This is a genomic window from Streptomyces lasalocidi (assembly GCF_005280215.1).
GTDB lineage: Bacteria > Actinomycetota > Actinomycetes > Streptomycetales > Streptomycetaceae > Streptomyces > Streptomyces longwoodensis.
Window position 1 is genome coordinate 2,743,439 of record NZ_SZNQ01000001.1, and the last position, 15,747, is coordinate 2,759,185.

General features: G+C 70.1%; 17 protein-coding genes. 2 read left to right on the top strand and 15 right to left on the bottom strand.

Annotated features, from left to right (window positions below):
* Positions 1 to 15: 15 nt before the first annotated feature.
* From E4U91_RS12160 to E4U91_RS12220, 13 genes are all read right to left on the bottom strand, one after another.
* Positions 16 to 2,796, bottom strand: coding sequence for an ADP-ribosyltransferase (locus E4U91_RS12160; RefSeq protein ID WP_137306870.1), 2,781 nt, complete (start codon positions 2,794 to 2,796; stop codon positions 16 to 18).
* Positions 2,793 to 3,137 (bottom strand): DUF6507 family protein, encoded by a 345-nt coding sequence (locus E4U91_RS12165; RefSeq protein ID WP_137306871.1) that lies wholly within the window; start codon positions 3,135 to 3,137, stop codon positions 2,793 to 2,795. The genes E4U91_RS12160 and E4U91_RS12165 overlap by 4 nt, the downstream gene beginning before the upstream one ends.
* A gap of 97 nt (positions 3,138 to 3,234) precedes the next feature.
* Positions 3,235 to 3,549, bottom strand: coding sequence for a pore-forming ESAT-6 family protein (locus tag E4U91_RS12170; RefSeq protein ID WP_137310785.1), 315 nt, complete (start codon positions 3,547 to 3,549; stop codon positions 3,235 to 3,237).
* Positions 3,550 to 3,611: 62 nt separating this feature from the next.
* On the bottom strand, positions 3,612 to 3,944 hold the full coding sequence (locus E4U91_RS12175; protein ID WP_067241078.1) for a hypothetical protein: 333 nt from the start codon (positions 3,942 to 3,944) through the stop codon (positions 3,612 to 3,614).
* A gap of 179 nt (positions 3,945 to 4,123) precedes the next feature.
* Positions 4,124 to 4,390: a hypothetical protein gene (locus E4U91_RS12180; RefSeq protein ID WP_137306872.1), complete on the bottom strand. Its 267-nt coding sequence runs from the start codon at positions 4,388 to 4,390 to the stop codon at positions 4,124 to 4,126.
* Positions 4,391 to 4,438: 48 nt separating this feature from the next.
* The gene (locus E4U91_RS12185; RefSeq protein ID WP_137306873.1) at positions 4,439 to 4,693 is read right to left on the bottom strand and encodes a hypothetical protein; all 255 of its coding nucleotides are present in this window, start codon (positions 4,691 to 4,693) and stop codon (positions 4,439 to 4,441) included.
* A 66-nt stretch (positions 4,694 to 4,759) separates the two neighbouring features.
* On the bottom strand, positions 4,760 to 5,440 hold the full coding sequence (locus E4U91_RS12190; RefSeq protein ID WP_137306874.1) for a hypothetical protein: 681 nt from the start codon (positions 5,438 to 5,440) through the stop codon (positions 4,760 to 4,762).
* Between the two features lie 15 nt (positions 5,441 to 5,455).
* Positions 5,456 to 5,824: a toxin-antitoxin system YwqK family antitoxin gene (locus tag E4U91_RS12195; RefSeq protein ID WP_137306875.1), complete on the bottom strand. Its 369-nt coding sequence runs from the start codon at positions 5,822 to 5,824 to the stop codon at positions 5,456 to 5,458.
* The gene (locus tag E4U91_RS12200; RefSeq protein WP_137306876.1) at positions 5,824 to 8,625 is read right to left on the bottom strand and encodes a YwqJ-related putative deaminase; all 2,802 of its coding nucleotides are present in this window, start codon (positions 8,623 to 8,625) and stop codon (positions 5,824 to 5,826) included. The genes E4U91_RS12195 and E4U91_RS12200 overlap by 1 nt, the downstream gene beginning before the upstream one ends.
* Positions 8,622 to 8,966, bottom strand: coding sequence for a DUF6507 family protein (locus E4U91_RS12205; RefSeq protein ID WP_137306871.1), 345 nt, complete (start codon positions 8,964 to 8,966; stop codon positions 8,622 to 8,624). Before E4U91_RS12205 ends, E4U91_RS12200 begins: the two co-directional genes overlap by 4 nt.
* A 119-nt stretch (positions 8,967 to 9,085) precedes the next feature.
* Positions 9,086 to 9,400 carry a pore-forming ESAT-6 family protein gene (locus E4U91_RS12210; RefSeq protein WP_137310785.1) on the bottom strand — a complete coding sequence of 105 codons (315 nt, stop codon included), beginning with the start codon at positions 9,398 to 9,400 and terminating at the stop codon, positions 9,086 to 9,088.
* A gap of 54 nt (positions 9,401 to 9,454) precedes the next feature.
* Positions 9,455 to 9,787, bottom strand: coding sequence for a hypothetical protein (locus E4U91_RS12215; RefSeq protein WP_067241078.1), 333 nt, complete (start codon positions 9,785 to 9,787; stop codon positions 9,455 to 9,457).
* A 178-nt stretch (positions 9,788 to 9,965) separates the two neighbouring features.
* Positions 9,966 to 11,150 (bottom strand): PP2C family protein-serine/threonine phosphatase, encoded by a 1,185-nt coding sequence (locus E4U91_RS12220; protein ID WP_137306877.1) that lies wholly within the window; start codon positions 11,148 to 11,150, stop codon positions 9,966 to 9,968.
* Between the two features lie 209 nt (positions 11,151 to 11,359).
* On the opposite strand from E4U91_RS12220, the gene E4U91_RS12225 reads away from it, so the two are divergent.
* A complete protein-coding gene (locus tag E4U91_RS12225; protein ID WP_137306878.1) occupies positions 11,360 to 12,607 on the top strand; it encodes a GNAT family N-acetyltransferase in 1,248 nt (415 codons plus the stop codon).
* A 22-nt stretch (positions 12,608 to 12,629) separates the two neighbouring features.
* Here E4U91_RS12225 and E4U91_RS12230 read toward each other — a convergent pair whose 3' ends face one another.
* Positions 12,630 to 13,436, bottom strand: a complete 807-nt coding sequence (locus E4U91_RS12230; protein ID WP_137306879.1) for an Fpg/Nei family DNA glycosylase — start codon at positions 13,434 to 13,436, stop codon at positions 12,630 to 12,632.
* A gap of 54 nt (positions 13,437 to 13,490) precedes the next feature.
* Entirely contained in the window at positions 13,491 to 13,976 is a 486-nt protein-coding gene (locus tag E4U91_RS12235; RefSeq protein WP_067236545.1) for a ribose-5-phosphate isomerase, read from the bottom strand.
* A 206-nt stretch (positions 13,977 to 14,182) separates the two neighbouring features.
* Between E4U91_RS12235 and E4U91_RS12240 the strand changes: the two genes are divergently transcribed.
* The gene (locus E4U91_RS12240) at positions 14,183 to 15,673 is read left to right on the top strand and encodes an amino acid permease (RefSeq protein ID WP_241678569.1); all 1,491 of its coding nucleotides are present in this window, start codon (positions 14,183 to 14,185) and stop codon (positions 15,671 to 15,673) included.
* The last annotated feature ends 74 nt before the right edge of the window (positions 15,674 to 15,747 follow it).

Genomic DNA, 15,747 nt, shown 5'->3' on the forward strand with positions numbered 1-15,747 from the left:
TTCTTCCTCTCCTCGCTACCTGGGCAGCACTTCGCCGTACACCTGGACCTGCCCATTCTCCATGAACACGCGGGTCACCCGGTACTGCGTCCCCCTGCCCAGCAGGACCTCCCGCTCGCCCATGCCGAACTTGCCGACCTTCTCCACCCACAGGGCCGGAGTGCCCTTCGGGACCCTGAGGTGGAGGATCGCCTCCGAGCCCGCGAAGGCGGACACCGGGTGGTCGCCCAGGGACGTCGACATGTAGGCCTTGTCCGTGTAGGTGTTGCCCAGCATCTCGAGGGGGTCGTCCAACTGCAGGTGCCCGATGCCGGTGCCGCGGACCACCATGACGTCCTCCGGGACGGGGTGGCCCGCGAGGGCCGCGTCCACCTCGTCGATGTTGTGCTGCACGTACGTGCTCCACTTCGAGGCGTCGCCCCGCAGGAAGCCGTTCATCTCTTTGTACGTGGCCCAGCCGTCGGCGTGCGGCGCCGGAAGGCCGTAGTTCGGCTCGTCCGTGTAGTCCCACACGGCCTTGCGGCGGGCGTCGGGCATGTTCTCCGCGTAGTCGTTCCAGTACGTCTGCCCGTACTTGATGGCGTCCGTGTCCGCGGGGAAGGACCTGGTCCCGTCCGAGACCTCGGCATAGGCCACCCGGTGCTGTTCCGCGGGCGTGAGCCGGTCCCATTCCGTGTCGGAGACGAGCGGCTTGTACTCGAACGGCTCCTCGGGCGCGCCGTGTCCCGGTACGTCCGCGTCCCCGTGTCCCGGCACGGCAGGAACGTCGGCATCGTGGTGAGCAGCAGCGTCCACGCCGTCGTCGCCGAGGCCCGCGTGGTCACCGGCGTCCGTGTGGTCGCCGCCGTGCGACGCGTCGTCGCCGTGGTGACCGGCACCGTCGTGGTGGCCGGCACCGTCCTGCGGGTGACCATTGGGGGTGTCGTGCGGGTGGCTGTCGGGGGCGTCGTGGCCCGTGGGGTGCGGGGTGTCCGGGGTGTGGCCGTCCGTGTGCGGGGTGGTCGTCGGGGTCTCGTGCGGGGTGGTCGTCGGGACGTCGTGGGTCGCGCCGCCGGCCGGGGTGTCGTGGTACCAGGCCGACGGCGTCGTACCGGAGTGCGCGCCCGCCGAGACCGCGTCGCCCGTGCTGTGCGGGATCCCGCCCTGGATGCCGTGGGACACGGGCGCTCCGCCGGTGTACGTCCCACCGCCGCCGGTGGAGTGGGGCACGCCGCCGTGGATGCCGTCGCTGGTCGCGTGGGCGCCGGTGGAGGCGCCGTGGCTCGCGGTGGCCGCGGGGGTCGACTGCGGGATGCCGCCGTGGACGCCGTCGGACGGCGCGTGCGCGACGGGGGCGTGGGCGCCGCTGTCCCCCGTGTGTGCGGCACCGGTGTGGGACGTGCCGTCCGCCGTATGACCGGCGCCCGTGTACGCCGAGTTGTCGGCCGAGTGCCCGGCTCCTGCGTACGCCGCGTTGTCGGCCGAGTGCGGAACGCCCGCGTAGGCCGGCGTGTCGGGGGTCTGGGTGGTCCAGTGCTCGGGAAGGCCGGAGGGCGTCTGGTACGACGCCGGGGCCGTCTCGTGCGGGACCGGCGTCGTGTCGATGGTGCCGTCGGGCGAGACGAGGTTGCCGTTCGGCTCCAGGAGCCGGCCGTCGGGAAGGTGGACCGAGCCGTCCGGGAGCGTCGGGACCTCGATCTTGCCGATCCCCTTGAGGCCCTTCGCGATGTCCCCGATCTTCGACAGGCCCGCGCCTGCGCCCTTGGCGATGTACGTCATCGGGTCGATGACCTTGCCCGCCTTGCCCGCCACCGACAACACCTTCGCCACCGCGCCGGCCTTGCCCGCACCCGCCGCGGCACCGCCCGCACCGCCCGTGAACACCGTCGTCAGGACGTTGAAGGTGACGGCGCCCGCCGCGCGGCCGGGGTTCTTCCCCCACTCGTCCCACGCCACCAGCGCCTTGCCCGTCTCCTTCATCGCTTTACGCGAATCACGGATCCACGACGGCAACTTGTCGTCGGGAAGCAGCCAGAAGGCCGTACCGACACCGGGGATCGACGCCAGGGCGAGACCGGTGGCGAGTTGCGCGAGGCCCTTCCACGCCTGCCCCATCGCGTCCCAGCCGCCGAAGCCCACCAGGGTGCCCAGGCCCTTGATCGTGCCCCACACCCCGTCCACGATCAGCCCGTCCCAGACAAAGGACTTCACCCAGTGGCCGACCTCGTACCAGTGGTGCTTCTCCTCCACCGGGTCACCCCAGGGAAGCTTCGCGTTCTTCAAGTCCTCCGCGTTGAACCCGTACTGGTCCTTACGGTCAGAGCCGTCCCCCGCCACCATCTGGGTGCCGTTCCAGATCGCGGTGATCTTGTTGTGGCACGTACGCTCCGCCGCCCAAAAAGCAGCCACCGTCGCCGTGATGTCATCGCGGATCTGGTTGTGCTCGCCGACCTTGCCGCCGTCGTACTCCCAGTCGTCGTCGTCCTTCACCGAGGCGACGAACGTCTGCGCCTTGGTCTTGAGCTCTTTCAGCTTGGAGACCAGGGGACGGATCTCGGTGGCGTAGGACGACAGCGCGCCGGAGACGGTCTCCAGGTGGGTGGCGAAGTCGTCGGCGCGGTCCTGGACCGGCTTGGTGGTGGCGAACAACTGCTCCGCCTCGGGCGCCTTGTAGAACGCCGACAGCCCCTGGAACTGGGAGTGGACGTCCTTGCCCGTGTCGCGGACGTTCCCGGCGTCCTTCTTCAACGCCGCGTGATCCAGCTCCAACTGCGCCAGATCACCGGTGTACTGCGGGATCTCCTCGGGATTGATCACGCCTTGCCCACTCCCGGCGCGTCCAGCTTCGGCGCCTTCAGCGTGTTGCGCTGCGCCTCCAGCGCCATCTCCTCGTCACCGTTCAGGTAAGCCGTCGTCGCGTCCACCACACCCTGCAACGACTTGCCCGCACGCGCCGCCACGAACGACAAGTCCTTCGACGCCCGCTCCGCATACTGCGACAGAGCCAGCGCCACCAACCCGCCCTGCGCCTGCTCACCACCCGACGGCGCGTCCGCGGAAATCGTCCCCGCACTCGATGCCGCCGACGTCAGATGCTCACCGAACGCCGTCGCATGCTTCTGCAGATGCGACGCCGTCTCCCCCGTCGTCTTCAGCACACCCGAAATACCCTGCGGCTTCAGATCCCAGCCCGGCACCGGAAGTCACCCCCGTCGTCCTCGTACGTCACCCAACTCGCCGCCTCCTCGGCGGCGTTCAGCCGATGTTGTCGACCGCGGACTTCGCTCGCGACAGCGTGGACTGCGCCGTACCGTCGTTCTGCTCCAACGTCGACTTCAACAACCCGATGATGTTCTTCACCTCGGTCGACGCACGGTTCCAGCGCTGCTCCTTGCCGTGGTACTCATCCGCCACACCATCCGCCGTGAAGTCCGCCATCGCCGCCTTCACCTGACGGTCACGCTGACCGATGACCTCCTCCAGACGCGCGATCACACTCTGGATGTTCCCCTGCGCATCCGTCGACGCACCCACGTCGTACGAACGACGATCCGAACCCGCACCCGCCATCACGAACCACTCCCCGTGAGAAGAAAAGGAAAGAACCCGACCGGAACGACCGCGTCGGAAGGTCAGCGGGCGCCGAAGCGGGCCGCGTCGAAGTTGGCCGCCGACATCTGCTGCCGCGCGTTGTCACCCTGCTCCTGGTCACCCGTGCTGAACGCCGACTCCATCCCCGACTGACCACCCAGGATCGCCGACAGGGAACCGTTCAGCTCACTCGCGATCTCATCCGCACGCGCCTTGAACTGGTCGAACATCACCCGGCCGTTGCCGTTGAACTTGCCCTCCAGCGGCTGCGCCGCCTGCACCAACTGCCGGATCAACGAACCGAGATCGTCACTCGAACCCCGCGAATCACGCATCAGGGTCGACAACGTCTGCGCACCCATGTCGAACTTCATGAAGGCCCCCGTCCAGGTCACTGGGTCACTGCTCTCACGTCACAGCGCACTACACGCAGACTCATCCCTATCAACAGAGGGATTGCCTGTGCAATCGGGTACCCCACGCCGTCACAGAGGCACCACAAACCCGTGACCAAGTCATGGGGGACACAAGGGGCGGAGTCTGAAGGATGGCCTCAGAGTCCAGCACTCGCGTCTCCGGGCTCGGCCGGCACGCCCAGCAGTGTCTCCAGCTCCCTCAACGCGGCAGCCAGGCGCGGGGCGTTGTGCCGGTGCGCCGCCGGGTGCGGAGATCCCCGGAAGTCGAACGGGCCCCAGACGTCGTGGAACACGGCGACATCGGCCGAGAGGCCGAGCGGCTCGGCGGAGACGGTCAGTTCGACCAGGCGCTCCTCGCGGTGTCGGGCGCCGTCCGCGTCGGACCACTCACCGGTGCTCAGCACGTGGAAGCCGCTCGTCTCCGCCTCCGGGAAAGCGACGGGGCGTAGTTCTTAGACCCTCCGGACTGTCCAGTCGTCGTCCAGCGGGCGCAGGAGACCGACGCTGGACTTCCCGACGGCGCCACCCAGGGCGGGCACGAGCCAGTGCCACTCAAGCGTCGTGGGCTGCAACAGATCGTGCTTGCGCAGGACCGCGGACATCCGTGCGGCGACGGTCAGCGCCGACCGGAGCGCCGGTGGCGCGTAGTCCTCAAGGTCCCAGAACCAGGAGGCGCACGCCCGCGGCGCACGCATCAACAGGGACATGCTGCTCCGCCCCGAGAGGTCCCCTTTTCCATCAACTGGTCTCGCTATCGGTACGAGTGCGCTCGGTCACCACGCCCTCCCGCGCACCGGGTGGCGTTCGAAACTGTCCCACACGTCCTGCGCGTTGCCGCCCTCGTCGAAGTAGTTCTCGGCGCCCGTCTCGTTGGGCTTGGCGAAACAGGTCGGGTCGTCGGGATCCGTATCCGAGTCCAGTGCCTCCGAGAGGTCACGCAGGGCTGCTGACAAGCGAGGCGCATTCGCGGCGTAGACGTCGGGCTGCGCCCTGCCCTTGAGGTCATGAGGCAGCCAGAAGTCCGTCCGGGTCGCCAGGTCCACGCCGACATAGCCCAGCAAAGCCGATCCCCCCAGGAGGAAGAGGCCCGGTTCCCTCCGGAAGTCATCCCCGAGGAGAACATCGCCAGGACTGTCGATGTGCGCGTACACGGACCCGATCTCGCCGGAACTCATGGCCTCGTGCACGCGTCGAGCCACCTCTTGCGCGGCTTCGACGGGTGAATCAGCGACCGTGGGCTGGGTCTCGTCCCGGAAGAGGTAGGTGTTCTTCTTGCCGGCTTCGTGTACGGAAACGGACATCCGCGGGGTGCCCACCATGAGCCGGTGACTGCGCAAGACCTGGTGGGCCGTGAGGAGTTCTCGCAGACACGCACCCACGCCGCTCTCGACGGCGGGGGCACCTTCGAGGTCACGGCCCCAGGTCCAGCGTGCGACAGTGGTCGTGGCTTCCATTCAGGTGTGCCGCTCCTACTGCTCCCTGCGCCACGCCCGCGTCGGTCGGCCTTCCTCGTCCCATTCGCTGTCCGCCAGCATGGTCAGCCCGTCGTCGGCGAACACCCGCTCGTGTGCGAGCGTGCCGTTGGGGTGCCACTCGCGGGAGACGCCGACCGGGCGGCCGTTGCGCGACGTGCCCTCTGAGCGCAGCGTGCCGTCCTTGTACCACTCCTTGTTCGGACCGTGCCGCACGCCCTCCTCGTAGCACTCGAGGCTGACCAGCGCGTCACCCAGGTGTTCCACGACTTCGCCCGTGAACAGCTCGCCCCGGTACAGCAAGCGCTGCATGGGGTCCATATCGACTTCGGGGTCGTCGATGTCAATACGGGTCGGCTCGGCCATCACGGAATCCAATTGCTGTCGTCGGCGTCTTTCCCAGTGAACCTGCCGTGGAGGCTGTCCACGTCCTTCAGCATATGGTGGCAGTTGACGCAGAAAGGCGCCGGTCGTCCGGGCAGCTGCGTCTGCATGTGCGGCGTGTAGGGGAATTCGACCGCCGCACGCAGCTCGCCCAAGGCCGAAGGACCGTCGGGCAGCCCCTGCTTCGTGCGCTCCCAGAGCAGCTCGTTGACCGCCTTCACCTCGGCATGGCCCAGCGGGTGGTCGTAACCGGGGACGGGGTCGGGGAGGGCGTCGAAGTTCGCGGCGAGCGTCGGGTGGACGCGGTCCGGCGGGATGATGTTGTCGGACTTGCCGTTGATGGCCTCGACGATGTGCCCGGTGCGCAGGTCCATGACCTGGCCGGCACACGCCCCGACCTGCCTGCGCGACAGCGTGCCCATCTCCTTCGCCTGGCGGAACGCCTCACCGCGCTGGAAGGAGAGGTCCTTCAGGAAGTGCTCGAAGTTGCGGCCGTCGACCTGCGTGATCAGGCCGTCCGCGTCGCGCGTGACCCGGCTCTCCGGCACCTGGCCGAGGGAGTTCTCGCCCGCGGACGGAGCCGGCAGCGGCTCGTCCCCGAGCTGGATCGGGTCCGCGGACCGCCGCGCCGCGTCCTCCACGGCCGAACCCCTGGGCACGCGTACGTCCCGCTCGACCGGGTCGTGCCCACCGTGATCGCCGTGACCGCTGTGGTCGGCATGATCTTGCGGGGCGGCACCGCCGTCGTCCGTGTGACCGCCGGAGGCGTCGCTCCCGTGGCCGTGGCCCGACGCGTCGTCGCCATGGCCCGTGCCGGCGCCGTCGGTGTCGGCGTGCCCGTGCGTGGTGCCGTCGTGGTGACCTGCTCCCGAGCCGTCATGAGCACCGTCGGCCGAGTGGCCGTTGGGACCCTGACCGGTGCCGTCGCCATGACCGCCCGGGTGGGTGCTCGGCGGCTCGTGGCTCGCCGACGGACCGGCACCGTGCTCGTGGGCCGAGCCACCTGGCAAGTGGTCCGCCGAGCCGCCCGGCAGGTGATCCGCCGAACCCCCCGGTGCGTGGGACGCGCTGCCGCCCGGCAGATCGCCGCCCGCGTGGGTACCCGGCAGGTGGTCGCCCACCTGCGCGCCCGGCAGGTCGCCGCCCGCGTGCACGTTCGGGAGGTCTCCGCCCGCGTGGACCCCCGGCGTCACCGGTACGTCCTCGCCGACCCGGCCCACGTCCCCCAGGCTGTCGCCCAGGTTGATGTGCGTGCCCGCGTCCACCGTGTGCGGGGCCGCGCCCGCCATCGCCGGGACCTTCGCCGGGGAGTCCACGCGCGGCACGTCCGACCCCGCCGGACCTGTGCTGTCCGAGCCGCCCGCTCCGTGCGCCGGCTCCGGGGGGCCGGGCTTGTGCACGTCGAGCTTGATCTTGCCCTGGCCGTCCACGATGTTGCCGTGGCCGTCGGCGTACAGGGTCGGCTCGCCGCCCTCCGCCTTCACCGGCAGCGCGTCCTCGTGCACCACCGGCACGTCGTCGGGCACCTTGAACCCGCCACCGGGCAACTCGTGCAGCCCCGCCGGCACCGCCGCACCCTCCGGCAGGTGCACCGTCCCGTCCGGCAGGACCGACGTCCCCTCCGGCAGATGGATGGCCGTCTCCGGCAGCTTCGGGATCTCGATGTTCCCGACGCCCTTCAGCGCCTTGGTGATGTCCCCGATCTTCGACAGGCCCGCGCCTGCGCCCTTGGCGATGTACGTCATCGGGTCGATGACCTTGCCCGCCTTGCCCGCCACCGAGAGGACCTTCGCCACCGCGCCGGCCTTGCCCGCGCCCGCCGCTGCACCGCCCGCACCGCCCGTGAACACCGTCGTCAGGACGTTGAAGGTGACGGCGCCCGCTGCGCGGCCGGGGTTCTTGCCCCACTCGTCCCACGCCACCAGCGCCTTGCCCGTCTCCTTCATCGCCGTACGCGAATCACGAAGCCAGGACGGCAACTTGTCGTCGGGAAGCAGCCAGAACGCCGTGCCCACACCCGGCATCGACGTGATCACCAAGCCGGTCGCCAACTGCGCCAGGCCCTTCCACGCCTGGCCCATCGCGTCCCAGCCGCCGAAGCCCACCAGGGTGCCCAGGCCCTTGATCGTGCCCCACACCCCGTCCACGATCAGCCCGTCCCACACGAAGGACTTCACCCAGTGGCCGACCTCGTACCAGTGGTGCTTCTCCTCCACCGGGTCACCCCAGGGAAGCTTCGCGTTCTTCAAGTCCTCCGCGTTGAACCCGTACTGGTCCTTACGCTCCGAACCGTCCCCCGCCACCATCTGCGTGCCGTTCCAGATCGCGGTGATCTTGTTGTGGCACGTCCGCTCCGCCGCCCAAAAAGCAGCCACCGTCGCCGTGATGTCATCACGCAACTGGTTGTGCTCGCCGACCTTGTCCTCGTCGTACTCCCAGTCGTCGTCGTCCTTCACCGAGGCGACGAACGTCTGCGCCTTCGTCTTCAGCTCCGCCAGCTTCGCGACCAGCGGACGGATCTCCGTCGCGTACGACGACAACGCGCCCGACACCGTCTCCAGATCCGTGGCGAAATCCTCCGCCCGGTCCTGCACCGGCTTCGTCGTCGCGAACAACTGCTCCGCCTCGGGCGCCTTGTAGAACGCCGACAGCCCCTGGAACTGGGTGTGGACGTCCTTGCCCGTGTCCCGGATGTTCCCGGCGTCCTTCTTCAGCGCCGTGTAGGCCACTTCGAACTGTCCCGGCTTGCCGGTGTACTGCGGGATCTCCTCCGGATTGATCACGCCTTGCCCACTCCCGGCGCGTCCAGCTTCGGCGCCTTCAGCGTGTTGCGCTGCGCCTCCAGCGCCATCTCCTCGTCGCCGTTCAGGTACGCCGTCGTCGCGTCCACCACACCCTGCAACGACTTGCCCGCACGCGCCGCCACGAACGACAAGTCCTTCGACGCCCGCTCCGCGTACTGCGACAGAGCCAGCGCCACCAGACCGCCCTGCGCCTGCTCACCACCCGACGGCGCATCCGCGGAAATCGTCCCCGCACTCGATGCCGCCGACGTCAGATGCTCACCGAACGCCGTCGCATGCTTCTGCAGATGCGACGCCGTCTCCCCCGTCGTCTTCAGCACACCCGAAATACCCTGCGGCTTCAGATCCCAGCCGGGCACTGCAACCCCCGTACGTCTACGTCAGTCAAGGTCAGGGGCGAGCTCGAGGACTCGCCGCCCCACGGGCCGTCGCGCCCGCGTCAGCCGATGTTGTCGACCGCGGACTTCGCCCGCGACAGCGTCGACTGCGCCGTACCGTCGTTCTGCTCCAGCGTCGACTTCAACAGGCCGATGATGTTCTTCACCTCGGTCGACGCACGGTTCCAGCGCTGCTCCTTGCCGTGGTACTCATCCGCCACACCATCCGCCGTGAAGTCCGCCATCGCCGCCTTCACCTGACGGTCACGCTGACCGATGACCTCCTCCAGACGCGCGATCACACTCTGGATGTTCCCCTGCGCATCCGTCGACGCACCCACGTCGTACGAACGACGATCCGAACCCGCACCCGCCATCACAGATCACTCCCCGTGGAAATCAACGCTACGTACTGGTACTTGAGTTGGAGCTCAGCGGGCGCCGAAGCGGGCCGCGTCGAAGTTGGCCGCCGACATCTGCTGCCGCGCGTTGTCACCCTGCTCCTGGTCACCCGTGCTGAACGCCGACTCCATCCCCGACTGACCACCCAGGATCGCCGACAGCGAACCGTTCAGCTCACTCGCGATCTCATCCGCACGCGCCTTGAACTGGTCGAACATCACCCGGCCGTTGCCGTTGAACTTGCCCTCCAACGGCTGCGCCGCCTGCACCAACTGCCGGATCAACGAACCGAGATCGTCACTCGACCCACGCGAATCACGCATCAGGGTCGACAACGTCTGCGCACCCATGTCGAACTTCATACCGAACCCGCCCTCCCCCGTTGGGGTCTGTCTGCCACATCTGTACGCATCCCATCTGTAGCAAGTGTCCGATTGCCGTCGCAATCAGGATCCGGCCCTAGTTACGTGCATGGGACAGTTCCATGACCGTGTCATGGGGACGCGCAACGGGACACAGGAGGACGATTGCCGCGCGGCGTCAGCGGGGCCCGGACAGGGCCGTGGCGCCCTCGCGGCAGATGAGGAGCAGGGCCCGGTCGTCGTTGACGTCCTTGGCGACCGCTTCGATCAGGTGCCAGGCGGCGCCCTGGAAGCCGCCGGCGACGTAGCGGTCGGCCTCGCCGGTGAGGCGGTCGATGCCCTCGGCGATGTCGCGCTCGGCGGTCTCGACGAGGCCGTCGGTGAACAGCATCAGCACGTCGCCGGCGCGCAGCGACCCCTTGACCGGGTCGAACTGGGCGCCCTCGTACACCCCGAGCAGCGGGCCCTCGGCGGCCTTCTCCTCCCAGCGGCCGCTGCCCGCGCTGAGCTGGAGGCCCGGCGGGTGGCCCGCGGAGTACAGCTCGTAGTCGCCGGAGTCGAGGTCGAGGACGAGGTGGATGGAGGTGGCGAAGCCCTCGTCCCAGTCCTGGCGCAGCAGGTAGCCGTTGGCGGCGGGGAGGAAGGCGTGCGGGGGCAGGGAGCCCAGCAGGCCGCCGAACGCGCCGGACAGCAGCAGGGCCCGGGAGCCGGCGTCCATGCCCTTGCCGGAGACGTCGGTGAGGACGACTTCGAGGGTGCGGCCGCCGTTGGTGCGGGCCGCGACCACGAAGTCGCCGGAGAAGGACTGGCCGCCGGCCGGGCGCAGCGCCATCTCCTGGTGCCAGCCCTTGGGCAGCTTCGGCAGCTTGCTCTGGACGCGGATGCGTTCGCGCAGGTCGAAGAGCATGGTGCCGCCGCGCCGCCAGGGCACGCCGACGCGGCTGCGGAACTGGGCGATCAGCAGGCCGAAGAAACCGCATGCCGCGACCACGAGGACCACGCCGGGGGTGACCCGGGAGGCGCCGCCCTCGGTGTACGGGCCGAGCCGCACCGACTCCACGATCAGGGCGGTGGCCGCCGCCGCGTACAGGCCGAGCAGGCTGGCCGGGCGCAGCAGGAGGCCGCCGGCGACGATGGGCAGGACGAGCGCGGCCGGGGAGCACCAGACCGGGGCGGCGAGGGTGCCGGCGGCGATGAGCGGGACGGTGAGCAGCAGGCCGGCCAGGGCGATCCAGTCGGAGCCGTCGCCGCGGAAGTAGTCGACGGCGCTTTTGCGCACGCCGGTGCGGACCCGGTGCATCAAGTGCTTCAACCGGGCCGTGACCGTCTCGGCTTCCGCGCGCCGCCCTCGTCCTGCTGCCATCAGTTCGGGACCCTATCCATCGAACCCGCTGCTTGGCACGGGAGGTCCCACTTGTCCCCCGTCCGGGGCCCGCCTCCACAGCGGACTCCAGTGAACTGCACGGAAAGCGCTCGCGCCCCGGGGTCGGGGAAATTGCCTCGCCCGGGCCCGCGCGGCCCTGGTACGGATGGACCCATGGTGACCGGGGGACCGACCGAGGAGACGGTGACATGAGCGGGCGTGGTGGCTTCGCGGGCGACCTCCGGGTGCTGCGGCGGGACGAGTGGGACGGCTGGTACGACACGCTGCTGCGGGCGTTCGGCGGGGTCGCGGAGGCGCCGGAGGAGCGCGCGACGTGGCGGGCGCTGACCGAGCTCGACCGGTCGCTCGGGGTGTGGGACGGGGACGCGTGCGTGGGGACGGCCGGGGCGTTCTCGTTCCGGCTGACCGTGCCGGGCGGGGCGTCGGTGCCGGCCGCGGGCGTGACGATGGTGAGCGTGGCCGCGACGCACCGGCGGCGCGGGGTGCTGACGTCGATGATGCGCCGGCAGCTGGAGGACGTACGGTCCTGGGGCGAGCCGCTGGCGGTGCTCACGGCGTCCGAGCCGGCGATCTACGGCCGGTTCGGGTACGGCGCCGCGACGTTCGCGGTGAGCGCGGAGATCGACACGGCGCGGGTACGGCTGTCCCCGCCGCCCGGCACCGAGGACGTACGGCTGCGGTACGCGGCGCCCGGTGACGCGCTCGCGGCGTGCGAGGCGGTGTACGCGCGGACGGTGCCGGAGCGGCCCGGGATGCTGGCGCGGCGGCCCGGCTGGGAGCGGGTGGGGCTGCTGGACCCGGAGAGCGAGCGGGGCGGGGCGTCGCCGTTGCAGTGCGTGCTGGCGCAGCGGGACGGGGAGACGGTCGGGTTCGCGCGCTACCGGGTGCGGCCGGACTGGACGCCGTCCGGGGCCGAGGGGCAGGTGCTGCTCAAGGACCTGGCCGGGGTGGACCCGGCGGCGCGGGCGGCGCTGTGGCGGTTCCTGTTCGACCTGGACCTCACGTCGTCGCTGAAGACGCGCGGGCGGCCGCTCGACGAGGACTGGCAGCACCTGGTGTCGGACGTACGGCGGTGCGGGCTGCAGGTGCGCGACTCGCTGTACGTGCGGCCGGTGGACGTCGGGGCGGCGCTCCAGGCGCGGACGTACCAGGCGCCGGTGGACGTCGTGCTGGAGGTGACGGACGACTTCTGCCCGTGGAACGCCGGGCGTTGGCGGCTCAGCGGCGACACCAAGGGCGCGAGCTGCGACCGTACGACGGACGCGGCGGACCTCGCCCTGTCGGTACGGGAGTTGGGTGCGGCGTACCTCGGCGGGGTGTCGCTGGCGTCGCTCGCGGCGGCCGGGCGGGTGCGGGAGCTGCGCGGCGGGGCGCTCGCCGAGGCCTCCGTGGGCTTCGGCAGCACGGTGGCGCCGTGGCTGCCGCACGGGTTCTGACGGGTTCTTCCCGGGACCCGCGTCAGGGTGTCTGGCAGGTGGGGCACCAGAAGAGGTTGCGGGCCGCGAGGTCGGCGGTGCGGACGGGGGTGCCGCACAGGTGGCACGGGCGGTCCGCGCGGCGGTACACGTAGACCTCGCCGCCGTGGTCGTCCACGCGGGGCGGGCGGCCCATGGCCTCGGGGGTGTGTTCCGGGCGGACGGTGTCGATGCGGTTGGTGCGGACGCCCTCGCGCATCAGGGCGACCAGGTCGGTCCAGAGCGCGTCCCACTCGGCGGCGGTGATGTCGCGGCCCGGGCGGTAGGGGTCGATGCGGTGGCGGAAGAGGACCTCCGCGCGGTAGACGTTGCCGACGCCGGCGATGACCTTCTGGTCCATCAGCAGGGCGGCGACGGTGGTGCGGCTGCGGCGTATGCGCGCCCAGGCGAGGGAGGGGTCGGCGTCCGGGCGCAGGGGGTCCGGGCCGAGGCGCGCGTGGACCGCCCGCTTCTCGTCGTCCGTGACGAGGGCGCAGATGGTGGGGCCGCGCAGGTCGGCGAAGCCGGTGTCCGTGGTCAGGCGCAGCCGGATGGTGTCGGTGGGCGGGGGCGCGGGGGCGGGGCCGAGGGCGACCTTGCCGAAGAGGCCGAGGTGGATGTGGACCCAGGTGTCGGGGGTGAAGCCCAGGAAGAGGTGCTTGCCGTGGGCCTCGGTGGTGGCGAGGGGCGTGCCGGTGATCAGGGCGGCGGCGTCGGAGAACTTGCCCTGCGGGCTGGTCGCGGTGACGTCGCCCGTGAGGTGGGCGGCGTAGTCCTCGGCCAGCCGGTGAATGGTGTGCCCCTCCGGCACGCTGATCCTGTCCTTCCGTCCCGTTCCGGTCCGCCCCCGCGCGCCTGCCGGCCGCTACTGCTGGGGGTGGTGCGCCGGGATCGGGGGCAGGTCGCCCGTCGTCTCGTAGGACGCCAGCATGTCGATGCGGCGGACGTGGCGCTCGTCGCCCGAGAACGGGGTGCCGAGGAAGGTCTCGACGAACTTCGTCGCCTCCTCCGTGCTGTGCATGCGGGCGCCCACGGCCACGACGTTGGCGTTGTTGTGCTGGCGGCCCAGGGACGCCGTCTCCTCGCTCCAGGCGAGGGCGGCGCGGACGCCCTTGACCTTGTTCGCGGCGATCTGCTCGCCGTTGCCGGAGCCGCCGATCACGATGCCGAGGGAGTCCGGGTCCGCGGCGGTCCGCTCCGCGGCGCGCAGGCAGAAGGGCGGGTAGTCGTCCTGGGCGTCGTAGACGTGGGGGCCGCAGTCGACCGGGTCGTGGCCGGCCGCCTTGAGCCAGTCGACGAGGTGGTTCTTGAGTTCGTAGCCCGCATGGTCCGAGCCGAGATACACGCGCATGGGTGCAGTGTGACACGGGGGCCAGGGGGCAGCAGCGTGGGGTGGCCGACGTACAGCCTGTGACTCAGACTACAGAACCTCAGGGAAACCTCAAATAACGATCCGGAATCAAAGGTTTCCAGATCCGTACACCTCCGATTCACTGGACCGACTCGTACACCGCTCGTACGAGGAACCCCCTCAAGCGGCGCAAAGGAAATCCGTCCATGACTTCGCAGCCGACCCTGTCGAAGGCCGGAAGCGGCCACGGAGGCCCGCACGGATCCGGGGAACCCGGTTCCGGACTCCAGGCCGGACTCAAGAACCGCCATCTGACGATGATCGCCATCGGTGGTGTCATCGGCGCCGGACTCTTCGTGGGGTCCAGCTCCGGCATCGCCACCACCGGTCCCGGCATCCTGCTGTCCTACGCCCTCGTCGGCACGCTCGTGGTGCTGGTGATGCGCATGCTGGGCGAGATGTCGGCCGCCAACCCGACCTCCGGGTCGTTCTCCGCCCACGCCGACCGCGCGCTCGGCCGCTGGGCCGGCTTCTCCATCGGCTGGCTCTACTGGTTCTTCTGGGTGGTCGTGCTGGCCGTCGAGGCGACCGCCGGTGCCACGATCCTGGAGGGCTGGATCCCCGCCGTGCCCCAGTGGGGCTGGGCGCTGATCGTCATGGTGGTGCTGACCGCCACCAACCTCGTGTCCGTCGGCTCCTACGGCGAGTTCGAGTTCTGGTTCGCCGGCATCAAGGTCGTCGCGATCGGCGCGTTCATCGTCGTCGGCGCCCTCGCGATCTTCGGCGTGCTGCCCGGCGTCGACAGCGACAAGGCGGGCGTGTCCAACCTCACCGACCACGGCGGCTTCCTGCCCCACGGGCCCGGCGCCATCCTCACCGGTGTGCTGCTGGTCGTCTTCTCCTTCATGGGCAGCGAGATCGCCACGCTGGCCGCCGGCGAGTCCGAGGACCCGCAGCGGGCCGTCACCAAGTCCACCAACAGCATCATCTGGCGCATCGCCGTGTTCTACCTGGGCTCGATCCTGGTGGTGATCTGCCTGCTGCCGTGGAACGACCCGTCGATCAAGGACAAGGGCTCCTACGTCGCCGCCCTGGACTCCCTCGGCATCGCGCACGCCGGTCAGATCATGAACTTCATCGTGCTGACCTCGGTGCTGTCCTGTCTGAACTCCGGCCTCTACACGGCCTCCCGGATGGCCTTCTCGCTCGGTGAGCGCGGCGACGCGCCCAAGGCGTTCGCCCGGACCACCACGCGCGGTGTGCCGATGGCCGCGATCGTCGTGTCCGTCGTCTTCGGTTTCGTGGCCGTCTTCTTCAACTACAAGTTCCCGGACTCGGTCTTCCTCTTCCTGGTCAACTCCAGTGGCGCGGTGGCCCTGTTCGTGTGGCTCGTCATCTGCTTCTCGCAGCTGCGGATGCGCCGGATCATCCAGGCCGAGGCCCCGGAGAAGCTCGTCGTGAAGATGTGGCTGTACCCGTACCTGACCTGGGCGACGGCCGCGCTGATCGTCTTCGTCCTCGGCTACATGCTCACCGACACCGAGCACGACGGCCGCGAGACGGTGCTGCTGTCGCTGCTCGTGGCCGCGGTCGTCCTCGTCATCGCCTTCGTCAAGGAGGGCCTGTCGAGGCGGAGTCCGCGGCAGGTCACGGACGGCGGCGAGCAGGACCGCGACCCGGCGGTCACCCCGCGGTAGTCCACCGCGCCCGACGGGGCGGTGGAGCGGCCTCCACCGCCCCGCCCACGACGACGAAGAGGCTCCCCCGGCGG

What these genes read in the sequence shown, in the direction of transcription:
- E4U91_RS12170 (WP_137310785.1), bottom strand. Translation starts at nt 3,549, where the DNA reads ATGGCGGGTGCGGGTTCGGATCGTCGTTCGTACGACGTGGGTGCGTCG.
- E4U91_RS12175 (WP_067241078.1), bottom strand. Translation starts at nt 3,944, where the DNA reads ATGAAGTTCGACATGGGTGCGCAGACGTTGTCGACCCTGATGCGTGAT.
- E4U91_RS12185 (WP_137306873.1), bottom strand. Translation starts at nt 4,693, where the DNA reads ATGTCCCTGTTGATGCGTGCGCCGCGGGCGTGCGCCTCCTGGTTCTGG.
- E4U91_RS12190 (WP_137306874.1), bottom strand. Translation starts at nt 5,440, where the DNA reads ATGGAAGCCACGACCACTGTCGCACGCTGGACCTGGGGCCGTGACCTC.
- E4U91_RS12195 (WP_137306875.1), bottom strand. Translation starts at nt 5,824, where the DNA reads ATGGCCGAGCCGACCCGTATTGACATCGACGACCCCGAAGTCGATATG.
- E4U91_RS12210 (WP_137310785.1), bottom strand. Translation starts at nt 9,400, where the DNA reads ATGGCGGGTGCGGGTTCGGATCGTCGTTCGTACGACGTGGGTGCGTCG.
- E4U91_RS12215 (WP_067241078.1), bottom strand. Translation starts at nt 9,787, where the DNA reads ATGAAGTTCGACATGGGTGCGCAGACGTTGTCGACCCTGATGCGTGAT.
- E4U91_RS12220 (WP_137306877.1), bottom strand. Translation starts at nt 11,150, where the DNA reads ATGGCAGCAGGACGAGGGCGGCGCGCGGAAGCCGAGACGGTCACGGCC.
- E4U91_RS12225 (WP_137306878.1), top strand. Translation starts at nt 11,360, where the DNA reads ATGAGCGGGCGTGGTGGCTTCGCGGGCGACCTCCGGGTGCTGCGGCGG.
- E4U91_RS12235 (WP_067236545.1), bottom strand. Translation starts at nt 13,976, where the DNA reads ATGCGCGTGTATCTCGGCTCGGACCATGCGGGCTACGAACTCAAGAAC.
- E4U91_RS12240 (WP_241678569.1), top strand. Translation starts at nt 14,183, where the DNA reads ATGACTTCGCAGCCGACCCTGTCGAAGGCCGGAAGCGGCCACGGAGGC.